This window comes from Pantoea ananatis LMG 2665, from assembly GCF_000710035.2.
Classification (GTDB): Bacteria; Pseudomonadota; Gammaproteobacteria; order Enterobacterales; family Enterobacteriaceae; genus Pantoea; species Pantoea ananatis.
In genome coordinates, this window is record NZ_JMJJ01000006.1 from 311252 (window position 1) to 333985 (window position 22734).

At 58.2% G+C, this 22734-nt stretch carries 19 protein-coding genes; 9 read left to right on the forward strand and 10 right to left on the reverse strand.

The genetic code is table 11. From position 1 onward, the window contains the following. Window positions 1–34: 34 nt before the first annotated feature. Window positions 35–1927: a bifunctional sugar phosphate isomerase/epimerase/4-hydroxyphenylpyruvate dioxygenase family protein gene (locus EL29_RS14935; RefSeq protein WP_014594619.1), complete on the reverse strand. Its 1893-nt coding sequence runs from the start codon at window positions 1925–1927 to the stop codon at window positions 35–37. Window positions 1928–2155: 228 nt separating this feature from the next. On the opposite strand from EL29_RS14935, the gene pcaH reads away from it, so the two are divergent. Genes pcaH through EL29_RS14950 form a run of 3 tightly spaced genes read left to right on the forward strand, consistent with a single transcriptional unit; the run spans window position 2156 to window position 4506 of the window. Continuing rightward, window positions 2156–2896 (forward strand): protocatechuate 3,4-dioxygenase subunit beta, encoded by a 741-nt coding sequence (gene pcaH / locus EL29_RS14940; RefSeq protein ID WP_024471045.1) that lies wholly within the window; start codon window positions 2156–2158, stop codon window positions 2894–2896. Then, window positions 2893–3513, forward strand: a complete 621-nt coding sequence (gene pcaG / locus EL29_RS14945) for a protocatechuate 3,4-dioxygenase subunit alpha (RefSeq protein ID WP_013027214.1) — start codon at window positions 2893–2895, stop codon at window positions 3511–3513. Before pcaH ends, pcaG begins: the two co-directional genes overlap by 4 nt. A gap of 60 nt (window positions 3514–3573) precedes the next feature. Beyond that, a complete protein-coding gene (locus EL29_RS14950; RefSeq protein ID WP_028715803.1) occupies window positions 3574–4506 on the forward strand; it encodes a LysR substrate-binding domain-containing protein in 933 nt (310 codons plus the stop codon). Window positions 4507–4515: 9 nt separating this feature from the next. Here the strand turns inward: EL29_RS14950 and pcaDC are convergent, their stop codons facing one another. Genes pcaDC through EL29_RS14975 form a run of 5 tightly spaced genes read right to left on the reverse strand, consistent with a single transcriptional unit; the run spans window position 4516 to window position 9565 of the window. Further along, window positions 4516–5658 (reverse strand): bifunctional 3-oxoadipate enol-lactonase/4-carboxymuconolactone decarboxylase PcaDC, encoded by a 1143-nt coding sequence (gene pcaDC / locus EL29_RS23135; protein ID WP_028715804.1) that lies wholly within the window; start codon window positions 5656–5658, stop codon window positions 4516–4518. Beyond that, window positions 5655–6995, reverse strand: a complete 1341-nt coding sequence (locus tag EL29_RS14960; protein WP_014605040.1) for a 3-carboxy-cis,cis-muconate cycloisomerase — start codon at window positions 6993–6995, stop codon at window positions 5655–5657. Before EL29_RS14960 ends, pcaDC begins: the two co-directional genes overlap by 4 nt. 3 nt (window positions 6996–6998) lie before the next feature. Then, window positions 6999–8201, reverse strand: coding sequence for a 3-oxoadipyl-CoA thiolase (gene pcaF, locus EL29_RS14965; RefSeq protein ID WP_028715805.1), 1203 nt, complete (start codon window positions 8199–8201; stop codon window positions 6999–7001). Window positions 8202–8211: 10 nt separating this feature from the next. After that, window positions 8212–8865, reverse strand: coding sequence for a 3-oxoacid CoA-transferase subunit B (locus EL29_RS14970; protein WP_013027219.1), 654 nt, complete (start codon window positions 8863–8865; stop codon window positions 8212–8214). A 10-nt stretch (window positions 8866–8875) separates the two neighbouring features. Next, window positions 8876–9565 carry a 3-oxoacid CoA-transferase subunit A gene (locus tag EL29_RS14975; RefSeq protein ID WP_014594624.1) on the reverse strand — a complete coding sequence of 230 codons (690 nt, stop codon included), beginning with the start codon at window positions 9563–9565 and terminating at the stop codon, window positions 8876–8878. Window positions 9566–9751: 186 nt separating this feature from the next. Between EL29_RS14975 and EL29_RS14980 the strand changes: the two genes are divergently transcribed. The 3 genes from EL29_RS14980 to EL29_RS14990 all read left to right on the forward strand — a co-directional run bounded on the left by EL29_RS14980 (window position 9752) and on the right by EL29_RS14990 (window position 12706). Continuing rightward, the gene (locus EL29_RS14980; RefSeq protein ID WP_013027221.1) at window positions 9752–10558 is read left to right on the forward strand and encodes an IclR family transcriptional regulator domain-containing protein; all 807 of its coding nucleotides are present in this window, start codon (window positions 9752–9754) and stop codon (window positions 10556–10558) included. A 77-nt stretch (window positions 10559–10635) separates the two neighbouring features. Next, window positions 10636–11826, forward strand: coding sequence for a cystathionine beta-lyase (gene metC, locus EL29_RS14985; RefSeq protein WP_013027222.1), 1191 nt, complete (start codon window positions 10636–10638; stop codon window positions 11824–11826). 217 nt (window positions 11827–12043) lie between these two features. Then, the gene (locus EL29_RS14990; RefSeq protein WP_013027223.1) at window positions 12044–12706 is read left to right on the forward strand and encodes a DedA family protein; all 663 of its coding nucleotides are present in this window, start codon (window positions 12044–12046) and stop codon (window positions 12704–12706) included. A gap of 12 nt (window positions 12707–12718) precedes the next feature. On the opposite strand, the gene EL29_RS14995 is transcribed toward EL29_RS14990, so the two are convergent. Further along, window positions 12719–13627, reverse strand: a complete 909-nt coding sequence (locus EL29_RS14995) for an AraC family transcriptional regulator (RefSeq protein ID WP_014605038.1) — start codon at window positions 13625–13627, stop codon at window positions 12719–12721. 192 nt (window positions 13628–13819) lie between these two features. On the opposite strand from EL29_RS14995, the gene dkgA reads away from it, so the two are divergent. Both dkgA and EL29_RS15005 read left to right on the forward strand, forming a co-directional pair. After that, window positions 13820–14647: a 2,5-didehydrogluconate reductase DkgA gene (gene dkgA, locus EL29_RS15000; protein WP_014594626.1), complete on the forward strand. Its 828-nt coding sequence runs from the start codon at window positions 13820–13822 to the stop codon at window positions 14645–14647. 503 nt (window positions 14648–15150) lie between these two features. Beyond that, window positions 15151–16086: a flagellin N-terminal helical domain-containing protein gene (locus EL29_RS15005; protein ID WP_014594627.1), complete on the forward strand. Its 936-nt coding sequence runs from the start codon at window positions 15151–15153 to the stop codon at window positions 16084–16086. A 56-nt stretch (window positions 16087–16142) separates the two neighbouring features. On the opposite strand, the gene ftsP is transcribed toward EL29_RS15005, so the two are convergent. The 3 genes from ftsP to parC form a co-directional block, all read right to left on the reverse strand. Next, a complete protein-coding gene (ftsP, locus tag EL29_RS15010) occupies window positions 16143–17573 on the reverse strand; it encodes a cell division protein FtsP (RefSeq protein ID WP_013027227.1) in 1431 nt (476 codons plus the stop codon). Between the two features lie 145 nt (window positions 17574–17718). Then, window positions 17719–18456: a 1-acylglycerol-3-phosphate O-acyltransferase gene (locus EL29_RS15015; protein ID WP_014594628.1), complete on the reverse strand. Its 738-nt coding sequence runs from the start codon at window positions 18454–18456 to the stop codon at window positions 17719–17721. Window positions 18457–18500: 44 nt separating this feature from the next. After that, a complete protein-coding gene (gene parC, locus EL29_RS15020) occupies window positions 18501–20774 on the reverse strand; it encodes a DNA topoisomerase IV subunit A (RefSeq protein WP_022623174.1) in 2274 nt (757 codons plus the stop codon). Window positions 20775–21166: 392 nt separating this feature from the next. Between parC and EL29_RS15025 the strand changes: the two genes are divergently transcribed. Beyond that, complete coding sequence (locus EL29_RS15025) at window positions 21167–22729, forward strand: BglG family transcription antiterminator (protein ID WP_014594630.1); 1563 nt, start codon at window positions 21167–21169, stop codon at window positions 22727–22729. Window positions 22730–22734: the final 5 nt, after the last annotated feature.

Below are 22734 nucleotides of genomic sequence, written 5' to 3' on the forward strand. Positions count from 1 at the left end.
GATAGCGGGCCAGCGAAACTGGCCCATTAACGTCTTACCGCATGGCGGTCAGCCGCACGGGAGCATTGGCCGCGCCAAAGCCACGATAGCCGCCACGTCGTTCCAGCAGCTCAAAGAAGAAGCGGCCCTTTTCATAGGGAAGCGTATAGACGTGCAGCAGCTCCCCGCCCTGTTCGTCTCGATCGTACAGCACATCGTAACGCTGGAGCTGCGCCAGAAAATCGGCGTCGAGATCGAAACGCGCCATCAGGTCCTGATAATAGTTATCGGGAATGTGCAAGGTTTTCAGCCCACGTTCGCGCGCGGCCTTTACCGCACTGAACAGATCGTCACAGCCAAAGGCGACGTGCTGCAAACCTGCGCCCTGATAGGTCGTTAAAGCGCGGGCTATCTGGGTTTCCCGACTGACCGACATGTTTAGCGGCAGGCGAATCGCATCGTTGGGGCTTCGCAGCACGCGGCTACGCACCAGCCCCAGCGGATCGGGCAGTTCCCACTCGGTATCCTGCACAAAACCCGGCACGCTACGCAGGAACATAATCCAGTTATCGCGCGTATCATCCGGCAGGGCAATCGCCAGATGGTCGATGGTCTGCATCGCAGGCTGGGGCGCGGCGCGGTGCGTTAAGTGGAAGTCGCTGTGGTAGCCGTCCTGACCGGCAGGCTCATCTTCCACCAGATAAATCAGGCTGCCGTCAGGCGCACATAACGCCGGGATCTGGCGTTCGTTGGGGCCGGTTTCCCCCTGCCAGATGGCGTAACCGTAATCCTGCGCGCGCGTGATCAGCTTATCGACCCCGCGAACCCGCCAGGCCACCGCACACAGCGAAATACCGTGCTGATGATAATACCCGCTGGCCTGGCTCTCCGGCTGCGCATTCAGAATCACATGCACCTTGCCGTTACGATACAGCGACACCTGCTTGGAGCGATGATCGCCCGCATGAACCAGCCCAAGCTGCGTCAGCCACTGTCCGAGTGCCAAAGCGTCATTGTGGCTGACGGCAAACTCGATGAACTCCAGCGACAACAGCGGCGGCTGGGGCGCAGAGTGGAACAGCCCTTCCCCGGCCAGGGAGGCCAGCGCGCTCGGCAGCAGCGGCTGTCCAACCAGCCAGTCACGGGTTTGCTCCTCCAGCCACAGCAGCGATCGATAACCATCCTGCGCGGTAGGCACCACCGGTGAGGCGCGGAATCCATCGTTGAAAATTTCCAGCGACCAGGCATCCCGGTAGCCATGCGCCGACAGTTGCGTCATAAACTGAGTCAGATTGAATTCGCCCTGGCCGGGAAAACAGCGGAAGTGGCGACTCCACGACAGCACATCCATTTTTAGCAGCGGTGCATCCGCCAGCTGTACGAACACAATTTTCTCCGTCGGGACCGCTTCCAGCCCGTCCAGGCTGTCGCCGCGCGACAGAATATGAAAACTGTCGAGCACGATCCCCAGCGCGGGATGGTTGACGGCCTTGACGCGGGCCCAGGCGTCGCGCCACAGGCTGACGTGTCGTCCCCAGGCCAGCGCCTCATAACCGAGAGTAATACCGTGCTCAGCCGCCAGCTCTGCCAGAGCGGTGAGATCGCTGACCTGTGTGGCGAAGTCGTCACTGCAGTCCGGTGAGACATTGCTGCAGACCAGCATCCGCTGACAGCCCAGCTGTTGCATGACCTCAAACTTGCGCGCCGCGCGCGCCAGGTTTTGCGCCAGCCTGTCACGGGGGCCGCCTTCGAAGTCGCGGAAAGGTTGAAACAGCAAGATTTCCAGCCCGAGCGCTTCACACAGCTGGCGGATTTCCACGGGTGAGCCGGGATAATAGACCAGATCGTTATCGAAAATTTCAACGCCATCGAAGCCTGCGGCGGCAATTGCTCGCAGTTTTTCCGGCAGCGTGCCCGATACCGAGACCGTTGCGACAGAACGTTTCATTGTTGCCTCCTGATAAGCGGTCACGGGGTGACCTTAAAGCAGCCGGTCAGCAGCGAGGCATTCTGCTAACGGAGATTGGCAATTGTTATGAACCAGTTGGAACATTTCGTCAATGTGTAACTGGTCATGATTTTTGGTTATGACAAAGCCGACGATTTTTCACTTTTCTTTTACAAGTTGCGCTTCCTACACTTCCCGCTCTGTACCGAAAATAATAAGGATGCCTGGATGAAAAATGACTGGCCCGCCCGCGAACTGGTTCATCGTGACTATCGTGATCACCCACCGGCGCTTGCGCCTTTGTATAAAACAAGTCTGCTGCGCTCGCCACGCAATGCACTGATTTCTTTGCAGAATTCGCTATCCGAAATCACGGCACCGGTGTTCACCCAGCAGGAACTCGGACCACGAGACAGTGACCTTATCCTCAATTACGCCAAAGAGGGTTTACCCATCGGCGAACGGATTATTGTGCATGGCTACGTGCGGGATGCATTTGGTCAGCCGGTGCGCAACGCGCTGGTTGAGGTATGGCAGGCCAATGCCGGGGGGCGCTATCGTCACAAAAAAGATCAGTATCTTGCGCCCATCGATCCAAATTTTGGCGGGTGCGGTCGCATGCTGACCGACGATAACGGCTACTACTGCTTCCGCACCATTAAGCCCGGTCCCTACCCGTGGCGGAATCAGGTGAGTGACTGGCGTCCGGCGCATATTCATTTCTCACTCTCTGGCGAAGCCTTTGCCCAGCGCCTGATTACCCAGATGTATTTCGAGGGCGATCCGCTGATCGGCCGCTGTCCCATTGTTCAGTCAGTCGGCAGCGAAGCGGCCGTGCGCACGCTGATTGCCGAGCTGGATACCCACTCTGCCGTGCCACTGGACTGCTTGGCCTACCGCTTTGACCTGGTCCTGCGCGGGCACCGCGCAACCTGGTTCGAAAACCGCACTCAGGGGGCGGCATCATGAAACGCTATCTTGCCGAAACGGCGTCACAAACCGCCGGACCTTATGTGCACATTGGTCTGGCGCCCCATGCGGCGGGCTTCGACATTTTTGAAAACAACTTCAGTGAGGTGCTGACCCAGCCGGAAACGCGCGGCGAGCGCATTGTGGTAGAAGGCTGCGTTTACGACGGTTCCGGCACGCCGGTGCGCGACGTGCTGATTGAAGTGTGGCAGGCGAATGCCGAAGGGCGTTACAACCATCCCGCCGATCGGCAGCACGATAAGCCGCTGGACCCGGCGTTTCGTGGCTGGGGACGGACCTGCTCCGACTTCGACAGCGGGATCTGGCGTATCAAAACGATCAAACCCGGTAGCGTGACCGGGCGCGACGGTCGCCCCATGGCGCCGCATCTTAACCTGTGGATTGTGGCGCGCGGCATTAACATCGGACTGAACACCCGGCTCTACTTCGCCGATGAACAGGCGGCAAATGACGCCGATCCGGTGCTGAATGTGATCGAATGGGAGAAGCGACGTCGCACCTTGCTGGCGCGGCGTGAACAGCGCGGCGACGAGACGGTCTACCGGTTCGATATCTGGCTGCAGGGTGAAAACGAAACCGTGTTCTTTGATGTCTGAACCTTAATCTGCCCACGACAATGTCCTTGCCGCTTCGGCGGCAAATTCATAACATGAGTCATGGATAGGGTTTCCCGGTTTAGTCAGCGCGTGCGCGTGCGCCATCTTCACGCTTTTGTGGCCACTGCACAGCAGGGGACGCTGGGGCGCGCCGCGCTCCATCTGGGGATTACCCAGCCCGCCCTGTCCAAGACCCTCAACGAACTCGAATACCTTGCCGGTGAGCCGCTGTTGCTGCGCAGCCGCCAGGGGACGGAACTCACCGCCAGCGGCACGCGATTCCTGCACGATGCCATCCGTATTCTTGATGCGCTGAATATTGTGGACCAGGTGATGCGTCCCGGCAGTGTGCCGCAGCCCGGACCGATGCACATCGGCGCACTGCCTACCGCCATTGTCAGCGTGGTGGCGCCGGTACTAGCTGGCCTGCAGCAGCACTATCCGGGCTGGCGCATTCAGGTCAGCACGCTGGCGAATGATGCGTTGCTGATGGGGATAAAATCAGGGCAGATGGCGCTGGGGATTGGGCGCATGGCCGAACCCGTATTGATGGATGGCCTGAACTTCGAGCTGCTGTATCTGGAAACCCTGCGTCTGGTTGTGGCCCCACATCATCCTCTGCTGCATGCTGGCGTAACGCTGGCTGAAGCCCTGAGCTGGCCGCTGATCCTGTCTCCACGCGGTACGGTGCCGCGCCAGAATGCCGAATCGCTGATGACAAGCCATGGCCTGAGATTACCGGATGGCGCAGTGGAAACCCTGTCAACCACGCTGGCGCGCCGTCTGACGCTGAGTCACGGCTACGTCTGGCTGGTGCCCTACGGCGCGGTGCGCGACGACCTGACCAGCAACCAGCTACGCACGTTGCCGCTTCCCAGCCAGGGGATGGCTGAGGCGGTCGGCATCCTGACCCGCCAGCAGCACGCGCCACCACCCGAGCAGCTGCAGCTGGTGGCGGCCTTGCGGCAACGGGTGCTGGACGTGCCTGTCTGACAGCGCAGTTTACTGGGCGCTGTCCTGCTCATCGAAAACGCTCTGCGCCAGATGGAACGCGGCGTTGGATGCTGGCAGGCCGCAGTAGAGCGCAGCGTGCATCAGCAACTCTTTGATTTCATCCCGGCTGACGCCGTTATTGAACGCGGCCCGCAGGTGCATCTTCAGCTCCGCTTCGCGGTTGAGCGCAATCAGCATGCCGATGGTGATCAGGCTGCGCGTGTGGCGAGTCAGGCCGGGACGGGTCCAGATCTCGCCCCAGGCGTAGCGGCTGATAAAGTTCTGGAATTCGTCATTCAGCGGCGACAGGTTTTCGAGCGTCCGCTCAACGTGGGCGTCGCCGAGCACCGCCCGGCGTACGGTCATGCCCTGCTGGTAGCGCTGCTGCTGGGTCAGCTGTGCGTCAATAAAAGGCTGCAGCGCGCGGTTAAACGCCAGCCAGACCTCGACGCTGGACAAGTGCGAGGCGGGCAGCACGACACGCTGCGCACCCGGGATCTGTTCAACCATGCTGTCTGCATCGGCCAGGGTCGTAACCCTGTCGTCACGCCCGGCAATCACCAGCACGGGTAACGAAATCGCCGCCAGTTCGTGGCGCAAATCGGCTGTCGCCAGGGCTTCACAACAGTCAGCGTAGCTGTCGGCGTCACAGGCGCTGAGCTGGGATACCAGATGGTTTACCGTCGCAGGCGCACGTTCACAGAAGGCCGGGGTAAACCAGCGTGCCGCCGCGCCCTCTGCAATGGCGGCCATGCCGTACTGACGAGCCTGCGCGGCCCGCTCTCGCCAGGCGGCCGACTCGCCGATCTTTGCCGCGCTGTTGGCGATCGTGAGCGTGATCAGGCGTTGCGGATGAAAACGCGCCAGCCAGAGTCCGGTCAGCCCGCCCATTGAAATGCCGCAGAAGTGCACCCTGTCGATGCCCAGTTGGTCCAGCAGCGACAGGACCGCCATCCCCAGCTGTTCCAGCGAGCGGGTTTGTCCGTTCGGTGCCGAAGCACCGTGGCCGGGAACGTCGTAACGTAAAAGGCGATACGTCCCTATCAGCGCATCACGCTGCGGCTGCCACATCTCGGACGTTGTGCCTAAGGAGTTACTGAATAAAATCACCGGGGCATCGTCTGGCCCCTCAAGTATGTAATGCAGCATCATGTGGCCCTCGCAGCCGCTAAAACCTGGTGAATAAAGCGTGACGCGCTGCCCGTGGCGTTCGCCGGATCGAGCAGCCTCTCCAGTTCGGGCCGACTCAGGTGCGCGGCAACGGTTTCATCCGCGCACAGGACGGTCAGCAAACGCTGCTGCGTCGCCAGCGCCCGACGGCAGCACTGTTCAATATGATGATGGGCCTGCTGCCGTCCCAGCGCGTCTGCCAGCGCCAGCGTGACCGCTTCCGCCATGATGAGCCCCTGTGTCAGGCCGAGATTGCGTTGCATGGCTTCTTCATGGACTTCCAGTCCGTCGATCAGCTCTGTGCTGTGTACCAGCGCCGCGCCGCTGAGCATAATCAGCTGCGGCAGGCTCTGCCACTCGGCCTGCCAGCCGCCCAGCGCACGCTCGTGCTCCTGAACCTGACCGGCATACAGACCTGACATCAGGGCCGGCACCCGGTTGGCCGCGCTGAGAATCGCCGCGCTGAGCACCGGGTTACGTTTGTGCGGCATGGTAGAAGATCCCCCGCGCCCCGGCGCCAGGGGTTCACTGACTTCGCCGACTTCGCTCTGCATCAGAAGCGACATGTCCCGGGCCAGCTTGCCCAGCGTACCGGTAAGACCGGCATACCAGCCCGCCAGCTCGGTGATTCTGTCGCGCTGCGCATGCCAGGGCGTAGCGCTTCGCGGCAGCGCCAGCACATCAGACAACGCCTGCTCGACGCGTTCGCCCTTTTCCCCCAGGGATGCCAGCGTGCCCGCCGCCCCGCCAAACTGCAGCGCCAGCACCCGCGGCCGCATGGCCGCCAGTCGCGCACGAAAACGCACCAGCGCATCCAGCGTGCCCGCCAGCTTCAGGCCTAACGTCACCGGCAGCGCGTGCTGCAGCCAGGTCCGGCCGACCATCAGCGTCGTGCTGTGCCGCTCGCACTGAATCGTCAGGGCGGCAATCAGCCGATCCAGCAGCGAAGCCGTGTCGTTAAGCGCGGTGCGCAGTTGCAGCATCAGTCCGCTGTCGATCGCATCCTGACTGGTTGCGCCCCAGTGCACATAGCGCGCGGCCTCGGGCGACGTCGCCGCAACCACGGCAGTGAGCTGTTTAACCAGCGGAATCGCCAGGTTGCCCGCCAGGCCCGCCGCCTGCGTCAGCGCCGCCGTATCGATCGCCTGCGCCTGGCAACAGGCCTGAATACAGTGAGCGGCGGCGTGATCGATCACGCCTGCCGTGGCCAGCGCCTGTGCCAGCCCGGCTTCGAAATCCAGCATTCCCTGTAACAACGCCGTATCGCTAAAGCAGTCGTCAAGGGGAGAGGCCATAAACATGGCGCGGTAAAGAGACATTGGTTATACCCGTTCCAGAATGAGTGCGATGCCTTGCCCCACGCCCACGCACATGGTGCACAGCGCGTAACGGCCGCCCGTGCGCCGCAGCTGATACGCTGCGGTCATGGCCAGCCTGCCGCCTGACGCGCCCAGCGGATGTCCCAGCGCAATCGCGCCGCCGTTGGGATTCACATGGGCAGCATCATCGGCCAGTCCCAGTGCGCGCGTCACCGCCAGCGCCTGGGCAGCGAAAGCCTCATTTAATTCGATCACGTCCATTTGCGCCAGCGTCAGGCCACTTTGAGCCAGCACTTTACGCACGGCAGGCACCGGGCCATAACCCATAATGCGCGGCTCCACACCACAGGCCGCCATCGCCACCACCCGCACCAGCGGCGTGAGTCCATGTTCTGCCGCCGCGCGCTCGCTTGCCAGCAGCAAGGCGCAGGCCCCATCGTTAATGCCCGATGCGTTACCCGCCGTCACGCTGCCGTCCGGGCTGACCACGCCTTTTAAGCCCGCCAGCGCCGCCAGCGAGGTGCTGCGCGGATGCTCGTCACAGGTGACGTTCAGGGCTTCGCCTTTGCGCTGCGGGATGCTCACCGCCATCAGTTCGTCACTAAACAGCCCCATTTCCTGCGCCCGTGCGGTACGCAACTGACTACGTAGGGCAAAAGCATCCTGATCGGCGCGGCTGATAGCGAAATCACGCGCTACGTTTTCTGCCGTTTCCGGCATGGTTTCGACACCAAAGCGGGCGCGCATCTGCGGGTTGATGAAGCGCCATCCCATCGTCGTGTCTTCCATTTTCAGGGAACGGCTAAACGCGCTGTCTGCTTTGCCGGTCACAAAGGGCGCGCGCGACATGCTCTCCACGCCGCCCGCTATCATTATTTCGGCCTCACCGCATTTGATCGCCCGGGCGGCCGTGCCGATGGCATCCAGCCCCGAGCCGCACAAACGGTTGAGCGTGGTGCCCGGCACGCTGGACGGCAGCCCGGCCAGTAACAGCGCCATGCGCGCCACGTTACGGTTGTCTTCTCCCGCCTGATTTGCGCAGCCGTAAATCACATCGTCAATAGCCTGCGCCACCGAAGCCGGCTGGCGGGCTAACAGCGCCGCTAAGGGTAAAGCAGCCAGATCGTCAGCACGCAGGCTGGCAAGCGCGCCCGCGTAACGGCCAAAGGGCGTACGGAGTGCATCGCAGATAAACGCCTGTTGCATCAGCTTCTCCTCAGGCGGTAGCCAGTTCAGGTTGCAATAAACGCACCGGCGTTAACGCCTGCAGCGCATCAAAACTCAGCCCGGGGCAGCACTCCACCACCAGCGGGCCCTGTGGGGTAATATCGATCACGGCCATATCGGTATAGAGGCGACTGACGCAGCCCAGACCGGTAAGCGGATAGCTGCACTGTTTGACCAGCTTGCACTCCCCTTTTTTGGTCAGGTAATCCATCATCACATAGACTTTGCGCGCGCCGATGGCGAGATCCATCGCCCCGCCTACCGCAGGAATCGCGTCTTGCGCCCCAGTGCTCCAGTTAGCCAGATCGCCGCCGACAGACACCTGATAGGCCCCCATCACGCAGATATCCAGATGCCCGCCGCGCATCATGGCAAACGAGTCGCCGTGGTGGAAAAAACAGCCGCCAGGCAGCAGCGTTACCTGCTCTTTCCCGGCGTTGATCAGCTCTGGATCCTCCTCTCCGGCGACGGGAGCGGGCCCCATGCCGAGGAGCCCATTCTCGCTGTGCAGGAAGATCTCTTTATCTGCAGGCAGATAGTTGGCAATGCGGGTGGGCAGGCCGATGCCCAAATTGACGTAGGCGCCCTCAGGAATATCGCGCGCCACGCGCTGTGCCAGTTGGTCTCGGGTGAGTTTTTGCATAGCCTACTCCTCAGGCGGAAAGGGTCAGGGTCACGGGATTAGCCACGGCCACCAGCCGCTGCACAAAAATACCCGGCGTGACGACGTTTTCAGGATCGAGCTGGCCGAGCGGCACCAGTTCTGCCACCTGCGCAATCGTGGTCGTAGCGGCCATGGCCATCACCGGACCAAAATTTCGTGCCGCTTTGCGGTAAACAAGGTTGCCCCAGCGGTCGCCCTGATGCGCTTTGATCAGGGCAAAATCAGCCTTGAGCGGCTTTTCAAATACGTAATGACGACCGTCGATTTCACGGGTTTCTTTGCCCTCCGCCAGCGGTGTACCAAAGGCGGTTGGCGTGAAAATCCCCCCCAGCCCGCTCCCTGCCGCCTGCATTCTGGCGGCAAGGTTGCCCTGCGGCACCAGCTCCAGTGCAATTTCTCCCCGGCGATAGCGTTCGTCGAACACCCAGGAATCGACCTGGCGGGGAAAAGAGCAAATCATCTTCTCAACACAGCCGGCCTTCAGCAGCGCGGCCAGGCCACTTTCGCCGTTGCCCGCGTTGTTGCTGATCACCGTCAGCCCGCGCACGCCATGGTCAATCAGCGCATCAATCAGCTCCAGGGGCTGGCCTGCGGGTCCAAATCCGCCAATCATGATGCTGGCCCCGTCCGGTATCACCGCAACGGCCTCTGCCAGCGTTGCCACACTTTTATCGATCATCTGCTCTTCCTTTCGCCCGGCACAGGCCGGCTTGTCGTGAATAGCCAAAAAGTAGATCGCTCTGTGACAGCAAACAATACCGATAATCGAAATAGTGTGCGATTATCGGTCACTGACGGGATAAAACAGGACATTGTGATCGCGCACACAGGCGTGCGTGCATCAAGCCACTGACAGGAGAAAACCATGACGGATGAACAACAACGACTGCGCGGTAACAGCGATCCCTGGAAAGGCGATCCCAATTTTATGGCCTCCCTGGCGCGGGGACTGGAAGTGCTACAGGCGTTTACGCCACAGCGCCGCCTGATGTCCGTGTCGCAAATCAGTCAGCGTACGGGCATTCCCCGTGCGGCCGTGCGGCGCTGTCTGTATACGCTGAGCAAGCTGGGGTTTGTGTATGCGGAGGATGGCAAAAACTTTGAACTGCGTCCGCGCGTGCTCTCTCTCGGCCACAACTGGTTAGGCGCAACGCCGCTTGCCAGCGCCTCGCAGCCGGTTTTGCGTCAGCTCAGCCAGACGCTGAACGAGTCCTGTTCGATGGCGGTACTGGACGGGGACGACATTCTCTACATCGCCCGTGCGTCGGCATCGCGCATTATGACGATTGACCTGCACATCGGCAGCCGCCTGCCTGCCAGCACCACCTCCATGGGAAGAGTGCTGTTAAGCGGCCTGGCCAGTGAACCGCTTAACGATTACCTGGCGCGCTTGACCCAGCTGCGTTATACCAGTCATACGCTGGTAAGCAGCAGCGCGCTGCGTGAAGAACTGGCACGCGTCAGGCAGCAGGGCTACGCCATTAACGATCAGGAACTGGAAATCGGGCTGCGATCTCTCGCCGTGCCGCTCAGCGCGCCGGGGGGCCGAATAGTGGCCGCGCTCAACGTGGGCGTGCATGCCGGGCAGGTTTCTGCCGATACGCTGCGCCAGCACCATTTGCCGCTGCTGCAGGAGGCGGCCCGGGAAATCTCTCTGCTGCTGCGTCAATAATCTGTTTTGCCCCTCAACGTCGCTACAAAATTCGTGGTAACGTGAAGGCTGAGTTGCAAGCGGCAAAGTAGAGAGTTATGACCACGAAAAAAATTGATACCACCCTCGTCAGCGCTGGACGCAACAAGCGTTATACCCAAGGCTCGGTGAATGCGGTCATTCAGCGAGCCTCTTCACTGGTTTTCGATAGCGTTGCAGAGAAAAAACGGGCCACCGCAGGGCGCGCGAAAGGCGAACTGTTTTACGGCCGTCGCGGCACCCTGACGCATTTCGCCTTGCAGGATGCCATGACGGAGCTGGAAGGCGGCGCGGGCTGTGTTCTCTATCCTTGCGGCGCGGCAGCCGTCTCCAATGCCATCCTCGCGTTTGTCGAAGCGGGCGACCACATTTTAATGAGCGGCGCCGTTTACGAACCGACTCAGGACTTCTGCACAAAAATACTCAGCAAGCTCCAGGTCTCGACCACCTGGTTTGATCACTGTATTGGTCACGACATCGCCGCGCTGGTTCAGCCTAACACCCGCGTGGTTTTCCTGGAATCTCCTGCCTCCATCACCATGGAAGTGCAGGACGTGCCGGCTATCGTTGCGGCGATACGCGCTAAAGCGCCAGACGCCATCATTATGATCGACAACACCTGGGCGGCAGGCGTGCTGTTCAGCCCACTGGCCCTGGGCGTGGATATTTCTATTCAGGCTGGAACGAAATACCTGATCGGCCACAGTGACGCCATGATTGGCACCGCTGTCGCCAACGCCCGCTGCTGGGACCAACTGCGCGAAAACAGCTACCTGATGGGCCAGATGGTGGATGCCGATACGGCTTACATGGCAAGCCGTGGCTTACGTACGCTGGGCGTGCGCCTGCGCCAGCATGAAGAGAGTGCGCTGCAGGTCGCAGAGTGGCTTTCTGCGCGCCCTGAAGTGGCGCGGGTTAACCATCCGGCGCTGCCCTCGTGCCGCGGGCATGCATTCTGGCAGCGTGACTTCACCGGCAGCAGCGGTTTATTTTCATTCGTGCTGCGGCAAAAACTGAGCCGTGAACAGCTGGCGAATTATCTCGACCATTTTCATCACTTCAGCATGGCTTATTCCTGGGGTGGATATGAGTCACTGATTTTAGCCAACCAGCCCGAAGAGTTAGCGGCCATTCGCCCGGCCGGTGGCGTTGACTTTGAGGGGACGCTGATACGGCTCCACATTGGTCTTGAGCATGTCGATGACCTGCTGGTCGATCTTGAGGCAGGCTTTGATCGCCTGACGCGCTAAAATAGTAAACATGATATAAACCAGGCGCCGACCGTCGTGATATTACACCCGGTCATGGCTGGTTAGCTGTTAACATTCGATCTATAAAAAAGTGTTCAGTCAGCAGAAGAACCGCAACATTTTACCCCTTCACCGCGCAATGCTGTGGTGGGAAGTAAGAGGTCAGCCAGGTCTGAACAGAACAATTGAGTTTCATTTTGACGTAATGGGATAGCTAATGGGTGTTTTACACGAGATTGTGCACGCGCTTTGGCATCAGGACTTTGCCGCGCTGGCCAATCCAGAAGTGGTCTGGATCGTTTACAGCGTAATGTTTATGACGCTATTCCTGGAAAATGGTTTGTTACCTGCCTCTTTTTTGCCTGGCGACAGCCTCTTGCTACTGGCCGGTGCCATGGTGGCTAAAGGCGTGATGGACTTTTTCCCGACGCTGGTGATACTCACGGTCGCCGCCAGTCTGGGCTGCTGGCTGAGTTATCTGCAGGGGCGCTGGCTGGGCAACACGAAGCTGGTGAAGAGCTGGCTGATGCAGCTGCCGGCGCAATATCATCAACGCGCCTGGAATATGTTCAACCGCCATGGTCTGATGGCGCTTCTGGTTGGCCGCTTCCTGGCGTTTATTCGTACCCTGTTGCCTACCATGGCGGGCATTTCCGGACTGTCTAATGCCCGTTTCCAGCTGTTTAACTGGCTCAGCGGCCTGCTCTGGGTCGGCATCGTGGTCACGCTGGGTTACGGTATCAGCCAGGTGCCCTTTATCAAACGTCATGAAGATCAGGTCATGGCGATCCTGATGATACTGCCGATGGTGTTACTGGTGGTCGGCCTGGTCGGCAGCGTCATCGTGATCTGGAAAAAACGTCGCCAGAAACACGCCTGACAGCGGGTTGCGTCAGGCGGGCGGTTCGGCCACCGTCTGGCGCACCCGATTCACTTCCTCTCCCGGCGTCACGCCAAAATAGCGTTTAAACTCACGCGAAAATTGCGACGGACTTTCATAGCCAACCCGCACGGCCGCCACGCTGGCTTTCAGGCCATCGTGCAACATCAGCAACCGCGCCTGATGCAGACGATAACGTTTAAGGTACTGTAACGGCGACGTCTGCGTGACGGCCTTAAAGTTATGGTGAAACGCCGACACGCTCATGTTCACTTCCGCCGCCAGCGCATCCACGCTGAGGTTATCGGCATAGTGATTCTCAATGCGGCGCAGCGCGCGAGCGATCTGGCTGAACTGCGTCTGCCGACTCACCAGCGAGAGCAGCGCGCCGCCTATCGGCCCGGTCAGCACGTAATAAATAATCTCCCGCACAATATGCGGCCCCAGCACGCGCGCATCGCGCGGCTGCGTCATCACATCCAGCAGGCGTTCTGCGGCACACAACATGGGCTCGGTTAACCAGCCGGAGTGAATACCGGAGGTGAGCGGCTGTGGCTGAAACCCTTCGTCGTCACCTATATCCATCAGCAGATCCTGCAGACTGGCCGTGTCCACGCGTAAACACATTCCGGCCAACGGCTGCTCCGGTGAGGCCCAGGTTTCGCATTCGACCGGCAAGGGCACGGTCAGCATTAAATATTTTGTGGCGTCGTACTGAAAAACCGTACTGCCGAGATAGCCGGTTTTACCGCCCTGAAACAGAATGACGATGCCCGGCTGATACATGATGGGCGTGCGCGGACGATACTGATCGGCGTAGATCAGAGAAACGTTTTCTACCGGACAGCGCTGGTGACGGCCATGTGTCATCAGCGTGACCACCTGCTGAGCCAGACGTTGGCACAATGCGTCGTGAGGCATAATCACTCCAGAAAATAAAACAGCAGTTTGCCGCGCGCCTGGTTAATTCGCCAGCAAAATGGAGAATCAGGCAAGAAGTTTACAGGATCAGGCAGGGTTATCCTGTGCGGTTCACAGGCAGCCTGAAAATTGTTAGCTAGACTTAAGCACAGCGAGGATTCACTGGTTTACTGCAAATGTAAGGAGCATGTTATGGCAGACCAACCCATTATCAAACTGCACGATGGTAACATGATGCCGCAACTGGGACTTGGCGTGTGGCAAGCCAGCGTCGAAGATGCCCGTCATGCCGTGCTGAAAGCGCTGGAGGTCGGCTATCGCTCAATTGATACCGCCGCCGCGTATAAAAATGAAGAAGCCATAGGTCAGGCGCTACAGGAAACGGAGGTCGCGCGTGACGATATCTTTGTCACGACCAAGCTGTGGAACAGCGACCAGCAAAACGTTCAGCAGGCGCTGGAAACCAGCCTGGAAAAACTCAAGCTGGATCAGGTTGACCTCTATTTGATGCACTGGCCGTGTCCTGAGAATGATCACTACGTTGAAGCCTGGAAACACATGATCGCACTGCAGCAGCAGGGCCTGGTGAAGAGCATCGGCGTGTGCAACTTTAATCAGCCGCACCTGAAGCGACTGCTGGAAGAGACGGGCGTGACTCCGGTCATCAACCAGATTGAGCTGCATCCCATGCTGCAACAGCGCACGCTCCATGCCTGGAACGCCATGCACCAGATTCAGACTGAATCCTGGAGTCCGCTGGCCCAGGGCGGTGAAGGCGTATTCGATCAGGACATCATCAAATCGCTGGCGAAAAAATACGGTAAAACCCCGGCGCAAATCGTCATCCGCTGGCACCTGGACAGCGGCCTGGTGGTGATCCCTAAATCCGTCACGCCTGCGCGCATTGAAGAAAATTTCAAGGTGTTTGATTTCCGTCTGGATAAGACAGAAATGAGCGAGATTGCGAAGCTGGACAGCGGTAATCGCCTGGGGCCTGACCCGGATACGTTCAACGGCTGACCATCGCCTGCCTCGACTTAACAAGAGAGTGGGTACGCATCGCCTCTCCCGGCTGGGGGAGGCTTTTTTTATGGCTGCGCGGGAGCGGGGAGTTTTAAGATTTTTTAAAATCTGTGTCAAAGGACATCATTGATGATCAGCCTGCGTCAGGCGCATTCGTCTTCTCCGGCACAAGATGAGCGGCTCGCCAGCACATCGCCACATCCTGCGCCTCGTTAAGTCAAATCCCCCCTCTAAAACCTTGCCTTATCCGCCAGCAATACGGTTATCTGTGCCGTTTAAAAACGGGCTCAGCCTGCTGGTGGCCCTGTTCCCTGTTAGCGCGACACGCTTTGCAACACACCGCCGGGCTGACTGACTGTGCCGGTCTGATAACCGGGGTGATAATGATTAACGTTATGATCTTTTAGCCTGGCTCTGCTGCCTGCCCGCCCCCGTTCAAGGGATCGCGGCATTAAGGCGCAGTGAAGTAAAGCGTAACGTTATCAACCCAGGAGCCTGTCATGTCGGTTATCAATACCAATATCCTGTCATTGATCGTTCAGAATGACCTTTTCCTTTCGCAAAACGCGATGTCGACGGCCATTGAACGCCTCTCTTCCGGACTCCGCATTAACAGCGCTAAAGATGATGCTGCCGGGATGGCGATAGCTAACCGTCTGACCTCAAGGATCAACGGAATGACGGTTGCCACCCGAAACGCCGGTGAGGGTATTTCGCTGTCACAAACCGCTGAGGGCGCGCTCGATGAAATAAACAACAACCTGCAACGTATACGCGACCTGACGGTACAGGCACAAAATGGAAGCAACTCCGCTGCGGATATCGACTCGATTCAGACCGAAGTGAACCAGCGAATGGAGGAAATTAACCGCATTACGGCGCAAACGGATTTCAATGGCATTAAGGTGCTGAATACCGGATCGGGTGCGTCCGAGTATCGCTTTCAGGTCGGTGCGGAAGACGGTGAAACCATCAGCATCGATATTGACTCGAGTGACCGGTACAACCTGCTAAAAGCGGGAACAACCGGCACCACGCTCAACGTCCGGCAGATGACATCAGGTGACACCGTTAACGGGGCCGCACGTACGGTTGCCGCAGAGGGTTTTGACGTTCTGAAAGGCGCAGTGACTGGCGGAGCGAACGGGACAGCGACGGGGAACTCGCCTCTGACTGATATTGACCGGGCGATTCAGTTCGTTGACACGCAACGCAGCATGATGGGGGCAGACCAGAACCGCTTTCAGTCCGCTATCGCCAACCTGGGGAGCATGGTAACCAATCTCACTGCCGCACGGAGCCGGATAGAGGATGTTGATTACGCGACAGAAGTATCGGCGCTGTCACAGGCGCAGATTTTACAGCAGGCCGGCGTAGCGATGCTGGCTCAGGCCAACCAGATGCCCCAGTTGATGCTGCAGCTTCTTCGGTTTTAATCTCCGAAGGGCACGGGCAGGAGAGGCTCTCCTGCCCTGTTGAAGCACGAGTGCCGCTAAGACAGCGTGGGTTGCGTCAGCAGCTGACCTGCCGTGCCGCGATCCGCCAGTTCCAGCGTCTGGCTGTGATAGACAAACGGAAAATGCTCAGAAGAACTTTGCGTAAAGCTCACCAGCAGCTCTACATCCCCGTCCACCCAGACCGTGTCCTTCCAGCCGCGATCTTCGCCCATCGGCTGAGCGCCGTTTACGCTCTTAATCAGGAACATGACGCCCTGGATGTGGAAAGATTGCGGACGATCGGCGCGAATAATCCAGCGTTCGAACGTGCCCTGCTGTGCGGTAGAATCAATGCGGTTCATATCCCAGACGGCACCATTGATGCCCGGCAGGCTGTCGCCAATGCGGAACTCACGCGTGCGTACCGAGGCGCCATCCAGAATCTGATCGGCCAGCAAACGCATCGGCAGGTTATCCGTCACCAGCGGCAGCAGGCCGGTAGGCCGCAGCGTAAGCACCAGCGTTGAGGTCAGGATCGTAGAGGGCTCAAAGAAACCGCGCAAACGATCCATAATGCCCGCCGCCGTGCCTGCCGTGATGGAGACTTCATCCCCTTGCGACATATCCACTAAGACTTCACGCCGTTCGCCCGGCGCCAGAGTTAAGCGCTGTACGGCGACGGGTGACGGCAGAAAGCCCTGATCGCTGGCAATCACCGTGAAGGGCCGGTTGTCACTGAGGCTCAGTTCATAACGCCGCGCATTGGAGGCGTTAAGCAACCGCAGACGGACCCAGCCACGTGATACCTCGACAAAAGGGTTACGCACACCGTTAACCAGCAGCGTATCGCCGAGAAAACCGCCGTCGCCCGGTGGGTCATAAACCGGCGTGGCAAAGTTATCCAGCCGTTTATCCTGAATAATCAGGGGGAAATCATCCACGCCATAGTGTTTCGGCAAAGGTAGCTGCTTGCTGATGTCATCCTCAATCAGCCACATGCCCGCCAGGCCGTTGTAGACGTGCGGGGCCATGCGATTTGGCGTGTTGGCGTGATACCAGCAGGTCGCGGCACTCTGGCGAATGGGTAAAACCGGCGCCCAGTCGACCCCGGCTGACATCATGCGCGGCGCGCCGCCCATCAGTGCGCCCGGCACCTGCAGGCCACTGACCGTCATTGAAACGGGTTCATTGAGGCGGTTGCTGTAAATCAGTTTGACATCATCACCGCTGTACACGCGCACCGTGGGGCCGAGGTACATGCCGTTGATGCCCCAGACCGGGACTTTATTGTTATCGCCGTTAAACGACCAGTGGCTGCGCTGCAGGGTCAGAAACAGCGGCTGACCGCGGCGAGATTCCAGTAGCGGCGGGACAGGCAGGGGCGTATCACCGCCCGCAGAAGCGGCACGCGCCGCATGAGGCACAAGCGCGGCACTGAGCGCCGCACCGGCAGAAAGCTGGATAAACTGACGTCTGCTGAAAGACATTGAATTTCAGACCTTTTACGCGTGGCGCTGAACCGCCAACTCTGTTTTTATTGCTGTCATTGCTGTGCTGCGTGCACGGCGAGCAACGTCATGCTGACTCGCCGTGGGGCATCCATGCAGAATAGTCCGATAAAGGGCTTATCGGTTAGATTTTACCGTTTTTTTCGCGTTCTTCGACTTCGGCGTTCAGCTCTTCCAGCTTGGCCGCCATCAATTCCCGGCAGTGAGTCGCCAGCTTGCGCACCGAAGAGGATTCAAATTGTTTCACGTCCACCGGCGGCAGCATTTCCACAATCACCAGTCCGTTTTTCAGGCGGTTGAGGTTAATCTTGCCGTGAGTATTCGATACTACAATCGGAATGATCGGCACGCCTGCGGCAACGGCGGCATGAAATGCCCCGGTTTTAAAGGGTAACAACCCACGACCACGGCTGCGCGTGCCCTCCGGGAACATCCAGAAGGAGATGCGTTTTTTATTAAACTGATCCACCAGCTCACCGATCGTCCCGTGTGCTTTGGCGCGGTTGTCACGATCGATCAGCAGGTTGCCGGTCAGCCAGTAAAGCTGACCAAAAAAAGGTATCCACAACAGGCTTTTTTTACCGACGGTGACCGTTGTTGGCTGCACAATCTTGGCTGCGGTGACCATATCGTAGTTGTTCTGGTGGTTAGCGATGTAAATCGCGTTGCCGTAGTTATCCGCGCCTTCGGGGCGACGAAGCTCAACTTTAAGCCCAAACAGCGTCGATAATTTGCCAAACAGGTGACCAAAGGTCGCAACGTGGCGCGGATTACGTGGCGAGAACAGGCACCAGATACAGCCAAAAAAACTCAGCAATATTGAATAAATCACTACGATAATAGTGCGTAATATCAGTAACATATTTTCCTCAATGTGACACGGCTGGCCGGGGCCAGCCGGGTGAATTACGCGTCGCTGTCCGCGCTGCCGGGACGTGCCGGCGCATCCAGTTCGACCCGATCAATTTTTTGCAGGCCGCGCGGCAGCAGTGTGCCACGACGGCCGCGATCGGCACGGAACTTCTGCAACTCTTCACTGCGTAACAGCAGCTTGCGTTTGCCAACGTGCAGCGTAATCGCACTGCCCGGTGGCAGGATCATCAGCCAGGCCAGTTTATCCGCTCCCGACGCGGCATCCGCAGACGGAATCGAGATAATCTTGTTGCCCTTGCCCTTTGACATCTGCGGCAGTTCGCCGACCGGGAACATCAACATCCTGCCCGCCTGCGTAATGGCCAGCAGCATGTCATCTTCGTGATGGACAGCCATGGGCGTCATCACGCGGGCATTTTCAGGCAGCGTCAGCAGCGTTTTACCCGCACGGTTGCGCGAAATCAGATCGTTGAAGGTACAGATGAAACCGTATCCGGCATCAGACGCCATCAGCAAACGCTGCTCTTCCGGCTCCATCAGCACCTGCTCCATAACGGCACCCGGCGGTGGCGTCAGCTTACCGGTCAGCGGCTCGCCCTGCCCGCGTGCCGACGGCAGCGAGGTGGGATCCAGCGTATAGCTGCGTCCGGTGGAATCGATAAAGGCCACAGGTTGGTTACTCTTGCCGCGCGCCGCCGCCAGATAGCTGTCGCCCGCTTTGTAGCTCAGCCCTGCCGGGTCGATGTCATGTCCTTTAGCACTGCGCACCCAGCCCATCTGCGACAGCACAATGGTGACAGGCTCGGACGGCACCAGCTCGGTTTCACTCAGCGCTTTCGCTTCTTCACGCTCACGCAGCGGTGAACGGCGGTCGTCGCCAAAATTGTTGCTGTCTGCCTGCAGCTCTTTTTTCAGCAGCGTATTCATTTTGCGTTCGGACGCCAGAATCGCCTGCAGCTGATCGCGCTCTTTTTCCAGCTCGCTCTGCTCGCCGCGAATCTTCATCTCTTCCAGCTTGGCCAAATGACGCAGCTTGAGTTCAAGGATCGCTTCAGCCTGGGTTTCGCTAATGTCAAAGCGCGACATCAGTACCGGTTTCGGCTCGTCCTCGGTACGGATGATATGAATCACTTCATCAATATTGAGGAACGCCACCAGCAAACCGTCAAGGATATGCAAACGGCGCAGCACGCGATCTAAACGGTAGTTCAGACGGCGGCGCACGGTGTCACGACGGAACACTAACCATTCAGACAGGATCTCCAGCAGGTTTTTCACCGCCGGACGGTTATCCAGGCCGATCATATTGAGGTTGATGCGGTAGCTTTTTTCCAGATCGGTGGTGGCGAACAGGTGGTTCATGACCTGCTCAAGATCGACGCGATTGGATCGCGGCACGATCACCAGCCGGGTGGGGTTTTCATGATCGGATTCGTCACGAAGATCCTCTACCATCGGCAGCTTTTTGTTGCGCATCTGGTTGGCGATCTGCTCCAGCACGCGCGCGCCGGATACCTGATGCGGCAGCGCGGTAATCACCACTTCGCCGTCTTCTTTTTTCCACACCGCGCGCTGACGCACCGAACCGCGTCCGTTCTGATAGATTTTGCGAATCTCGTCACGAGGCGTGATGATCTCGGCTTCAGTCGGGAAATCCGGGCCCTGCACGATTTCCAGCAGCGCATCCAGGCTGGTTTTCGGATCGTCAATCAGGGCGATAGCGGCCTGCGCCACTTCACGCAGGTTGTGCGGCGGAATATCCGTTGCCATGCCCACCGCAATGCCGGTGGTGCCGTTCAGCAGGATGTTCGGCAGCCGCGCCGGCAGCATCTTGGGCTCCTGCATCGTGCCGTCAAAGTTCGGCACCCAGTCAGCCGTGCCCTGCCCCAGCTCGCCCAGCAGCACTTCGGCATACTTTGACAGGCGCGACTCGGTGTAACGCATGGCGGCGAAAGATTTAGGATCGTCCGGCGCGCCCCAGTTTCCCTGACCATCGACCAGCGGATAGCGGTAGGAGAACGGCTGTGCCATCAGCACCATGGCTTCATAGCAGGCACTGTCGCCATGAGGATGGTATTTACCCAGCACGTCACCGACGGTACGGGCGGATTTTTTAAATTTGGCGGTGGCGTTCAGCCCCAGCTCTGACATGGCATAGACAATGCGGCGCTGCACGGGCTTTAAACCGTCGCCAATATAAGGCAGCGCGCGGTCCATGATGACGTACATGGAGTAATTTAAGTACGCATTCTCAGTAAACGTATGCAGGGCAAGACGCTCTGCACCATCCTGCGTCAATTCGCTCATTAAGTCCTCATCCTCACATCGTGACCCGCAACGGCGGATCACCCGGCGGTTGTTTGGCGAGGATAGTACCTTATTCGTGGGTGTTAGTCACAGGCCAGACGCAGTCAGGCCTGGGGTTTTTTCCCGGTTGACCGATCGCCGAAAATCCACCTCAGGACAAAATGCCGAATGTCTTATTTCTAATAGTTTGTGACCGCGCTCGCAATTAATTACGGGCGACGTTATAGCGTATTAATCCTGTCCCGTTTCGGGGACAACATTTAGTATTGTTGATTCGCCTTCCACGCCCTACATTCGATATTAACGCTGTTACACACTTTTATTTTTTTCCAGGTTGGATTTAACGAATTGCCACTTAAGCACCGCTAACGAAATAATAGACAGGTGACTGAATGCAGAATCTGACTTCACGACAACACCGGTTACTGAAATTACTGCTCCAGGCGGGTACGCCGCTGGCTTTAACGCAATTAGCCCAGCAGTTAACCGTTTCTGAAAAAAGTATTTATCGCGATTTGCAAAGCCTGGAAATCTGGCTGGGCGCCTGGCAGGCACAGTTGATCAAGCTGCCCGGTCGCAGCGTGATACTGCAAACCGAGGATATCGCGCAACGCCTGCGATTACAGCAGCATCTGGCCAGTGAAGAGAACTGGTCTGAAGGTTTAAGCAACAATGCACGCCGGGTGAAAATTCTGTCACAGCTGCTGAGGGATGCGCCGCGTGAAACCTCAATCAGTAAGTTATCTGAACGCTATTTCATTAGTCACGCTTCTATCGTCAACGATTTAAAGGTCATTGAAGAGTGGCTACAACCGCTGGCGCTGGCGCTGGTCAGAAGTCAGAGCGGTACGCATGTCGAAGGCAGTGAGCAGGCATTACGTCAGGCGATGGTATCGCTGATTAACGATGTTATGCAGCATAACGGTGGCAGTAACACGGCGCTACCGCGGCTGGACCCGGGCAGTTACCAGGCGCTGATCCACTATTTTGGCGAGGAGGATGTGGCGTTTGTGCAGACCTTACTGCAGCAGATGGAGCAGCAGCTTGGCTATCCTCTGAGCGATGCGTACTACATCAATCTGTCCACCCACATCCTGATTATGATCCACCGCATGTCGCAGGGTAAGGCTTTATCTCTGCCCTTAGCGCTGAGCGCTCAGGAAATGGATAATCGCATTCTGAAGATTGCCCGCCAAATGGTGCGACAGGTTGAACAACGTTTAGACCAGTCAGTGCCGGCGGATGAAGTCGGATTTATTTATCAGTACATTATTTCGTCGGGCATTGTAGTTGAAGAACGCGGCAGCGATATGTTGCCGCAATATCAATTATCGAATGAAGCGTCGCGTAATATTACGGTTGAATTAATTCGCTGCTTCTCAGAACTGATTCAACAGGACCTCACTGCCGATCCTTTATTATTTGAAGGTTTACTTTTCCATATTAAGCCATTACTTAACCGGCTGAAATATCATATTAGCATTCGTAATCCATTGCTCGATGATATTAAAACGGAGCTGAGTGAAATTTTTACGCTGACTCAGCGGGCCATGCAGCTTACCGCCGCGCGTTTTCATTACGGGTCGATTGCGGACGACGAAGTGGGCTATTTATGTGTCCATTTTCAGGCCGCGCTGGAACGGCAAATCGCCCATAAACGCATTTTGCTGGTCTGTTCCAGCGGCGTCGGCACCTCGCATCTCCTGAAGAGCCGTATTCTGCGCGCGTTCCCGGACTGGATTATTGCGGGCGTCATTTCGGCCAGTAACCTCGGCGATTTTTGCCAACAGGAGCCGGTTGATCTGGTGATCTCGACTATTCACCTCGACACCTCGCTGTTTCCTACCGTGTATGTGACCGCGTTTTTCAATGACGACGATATTCGCCGTGTGACTGACGCCATGATTGGCAGCCAACTGCCGAAGGCCGTTAACAGCGCCCTGGCAGAACATTAACTGAA

What these genes read in the sequence shown, in the direction of transcription:
- parC (WP_022623174.1), bottom strand. Translation starts at nt 20,774, where the DNA reads ATGAGCGAATTGACGCAGGATGGTGCAGAGCGTCTTGCCCTGCATACG.
- pcaH (WP_024471045.1), top strand. Translation starts at nt 2,156, where the DNA reads ATGAAAAATGACTGGCCCGCCCGCGAACTGGTTCATCGTGACTATCGT.
- dkgA (WP_014594626.1), top strand. Translation starts at nt 13,820, where the DNA reads ATGGCAGACCAACCCATTATCAAACTGCACGATGGTAACATGATGCCG.
- ftsP (WP_013027227.1), bottom strand. Translation starts at nt 17,573, where the DNA reads ATGTCTTTCAGCAGACGTCAGTTTATCCAGCTTTCTGCCGGTGCGGCG.
- pcaG (WP_013027214.1), top strand. Translation starts at nt 2,893, where the DNA reads ATGAAACGCTATCTTGCCGAAACGGCGTCACAAACCGCCGGACCTTAT.
- EL29_RS15005 (WP_014594627.1), top strand. Translation starts at nt 15,151, where the DNA reads ATGTCGGTTATCAATACCAATATCCTGTCATTGATCGTTCAGAATGAC.
- EL29_RS14980 (WP_013027221.1), top strand. Translation starts at nt 9,752, where the DNA reads ATGACGGATGAACAACAACGACTGCGCGGTAACAGCGATCCCTGGAAA.
- EL29_RS14975 (WP_014594624.1), bottom strand. Translation starts at nt 9,565, where the DNA reads ATGATCGATAAAAGTGTGGCAACGCTGGCAGAGGCCGTTGCGGTGATA.
- EL29_RS15025 (WP_014594630.1), top strand. Translation starts at nt 21,167, where the DNA reads ATGCAGAATCTGACTTCACGACAACACCGGTTACTGAAATTACTGCTC.
- EL29_RS14990 (WP_013027223.1), top strand. Translation starts at nt 12,044, where the DNA reads ATGGGTGTTTTACACGAGATTGTGCACGCGCTTTGGCATCAGGACTTT.
- pcaDC (WP_028715804.1), bottom strand. Translation starts at nt 5,658, where the DNA reads ATGATGCTGCATTACATACTTGAGGGGCCAGACGATGCCCCGGTGATT.
- EL29_RS14970 (WP_013027219.1), bottom strand. Translation starts at nt 8,865, where the DNA reads ATGCAAAAACTCACCCGAGACCAACTGGCACAGCGCGTGGCGCGCGAT.
- EL29_RS14995 (WP_014605038.1), bottom strand. Translation starts at nt 13,627, where the DNA reads ATGCCTCACGACGCATTGTGCCAACGTCTGGCTCAGCAGGTGGTCACG.
- EL29_RS14960 (WP_014605040.1), bottom strand. Translation starts at nt 6,995, where the DNA reads ATGTCTCTTTACCGCGCCATGTTTATGGCCTCTCCCCTTGACGACTGC.
- EL29_RS14950 (WP_028715803.1), top strand. Translation starts at nt 3,574, where the DNA reads ATGGATAGGGTTTCCCGGTTTAGTCAGCGCGTGCGCGTGCGCCATCTT.
- pcaF (WP_028715805.1), bottom strand. Translation starts at nt 8,201, where the DNA reads ATGCAACAGGCGTTTATCTGCGATGCACTCCGTACGCCCTTTGGCCGT.
- EL29_RS15015 (WP_014594628.1), bottom strand. Translation starts at nt 18,456, where the DNA reads ATGTTACTGATATTACGCACTATTATCGTAGTGATTTATTCAATATTG.
- metC (WP_013027222.1), top strand. Translation starts at nt 10,636, where the DNA reads ATGACCACGAAAAAAATTGATACCACCCTCGTCAGCGCTGGACGCAAC.
- EL29_RS14935 (WP_014594619.1), bottom strand. Translation starts at nt 1,927, where the DNA reads ATGAAACGTTCTGTCGCAACGGTCTCGGTATCGGGCACGCTGCCGGAA.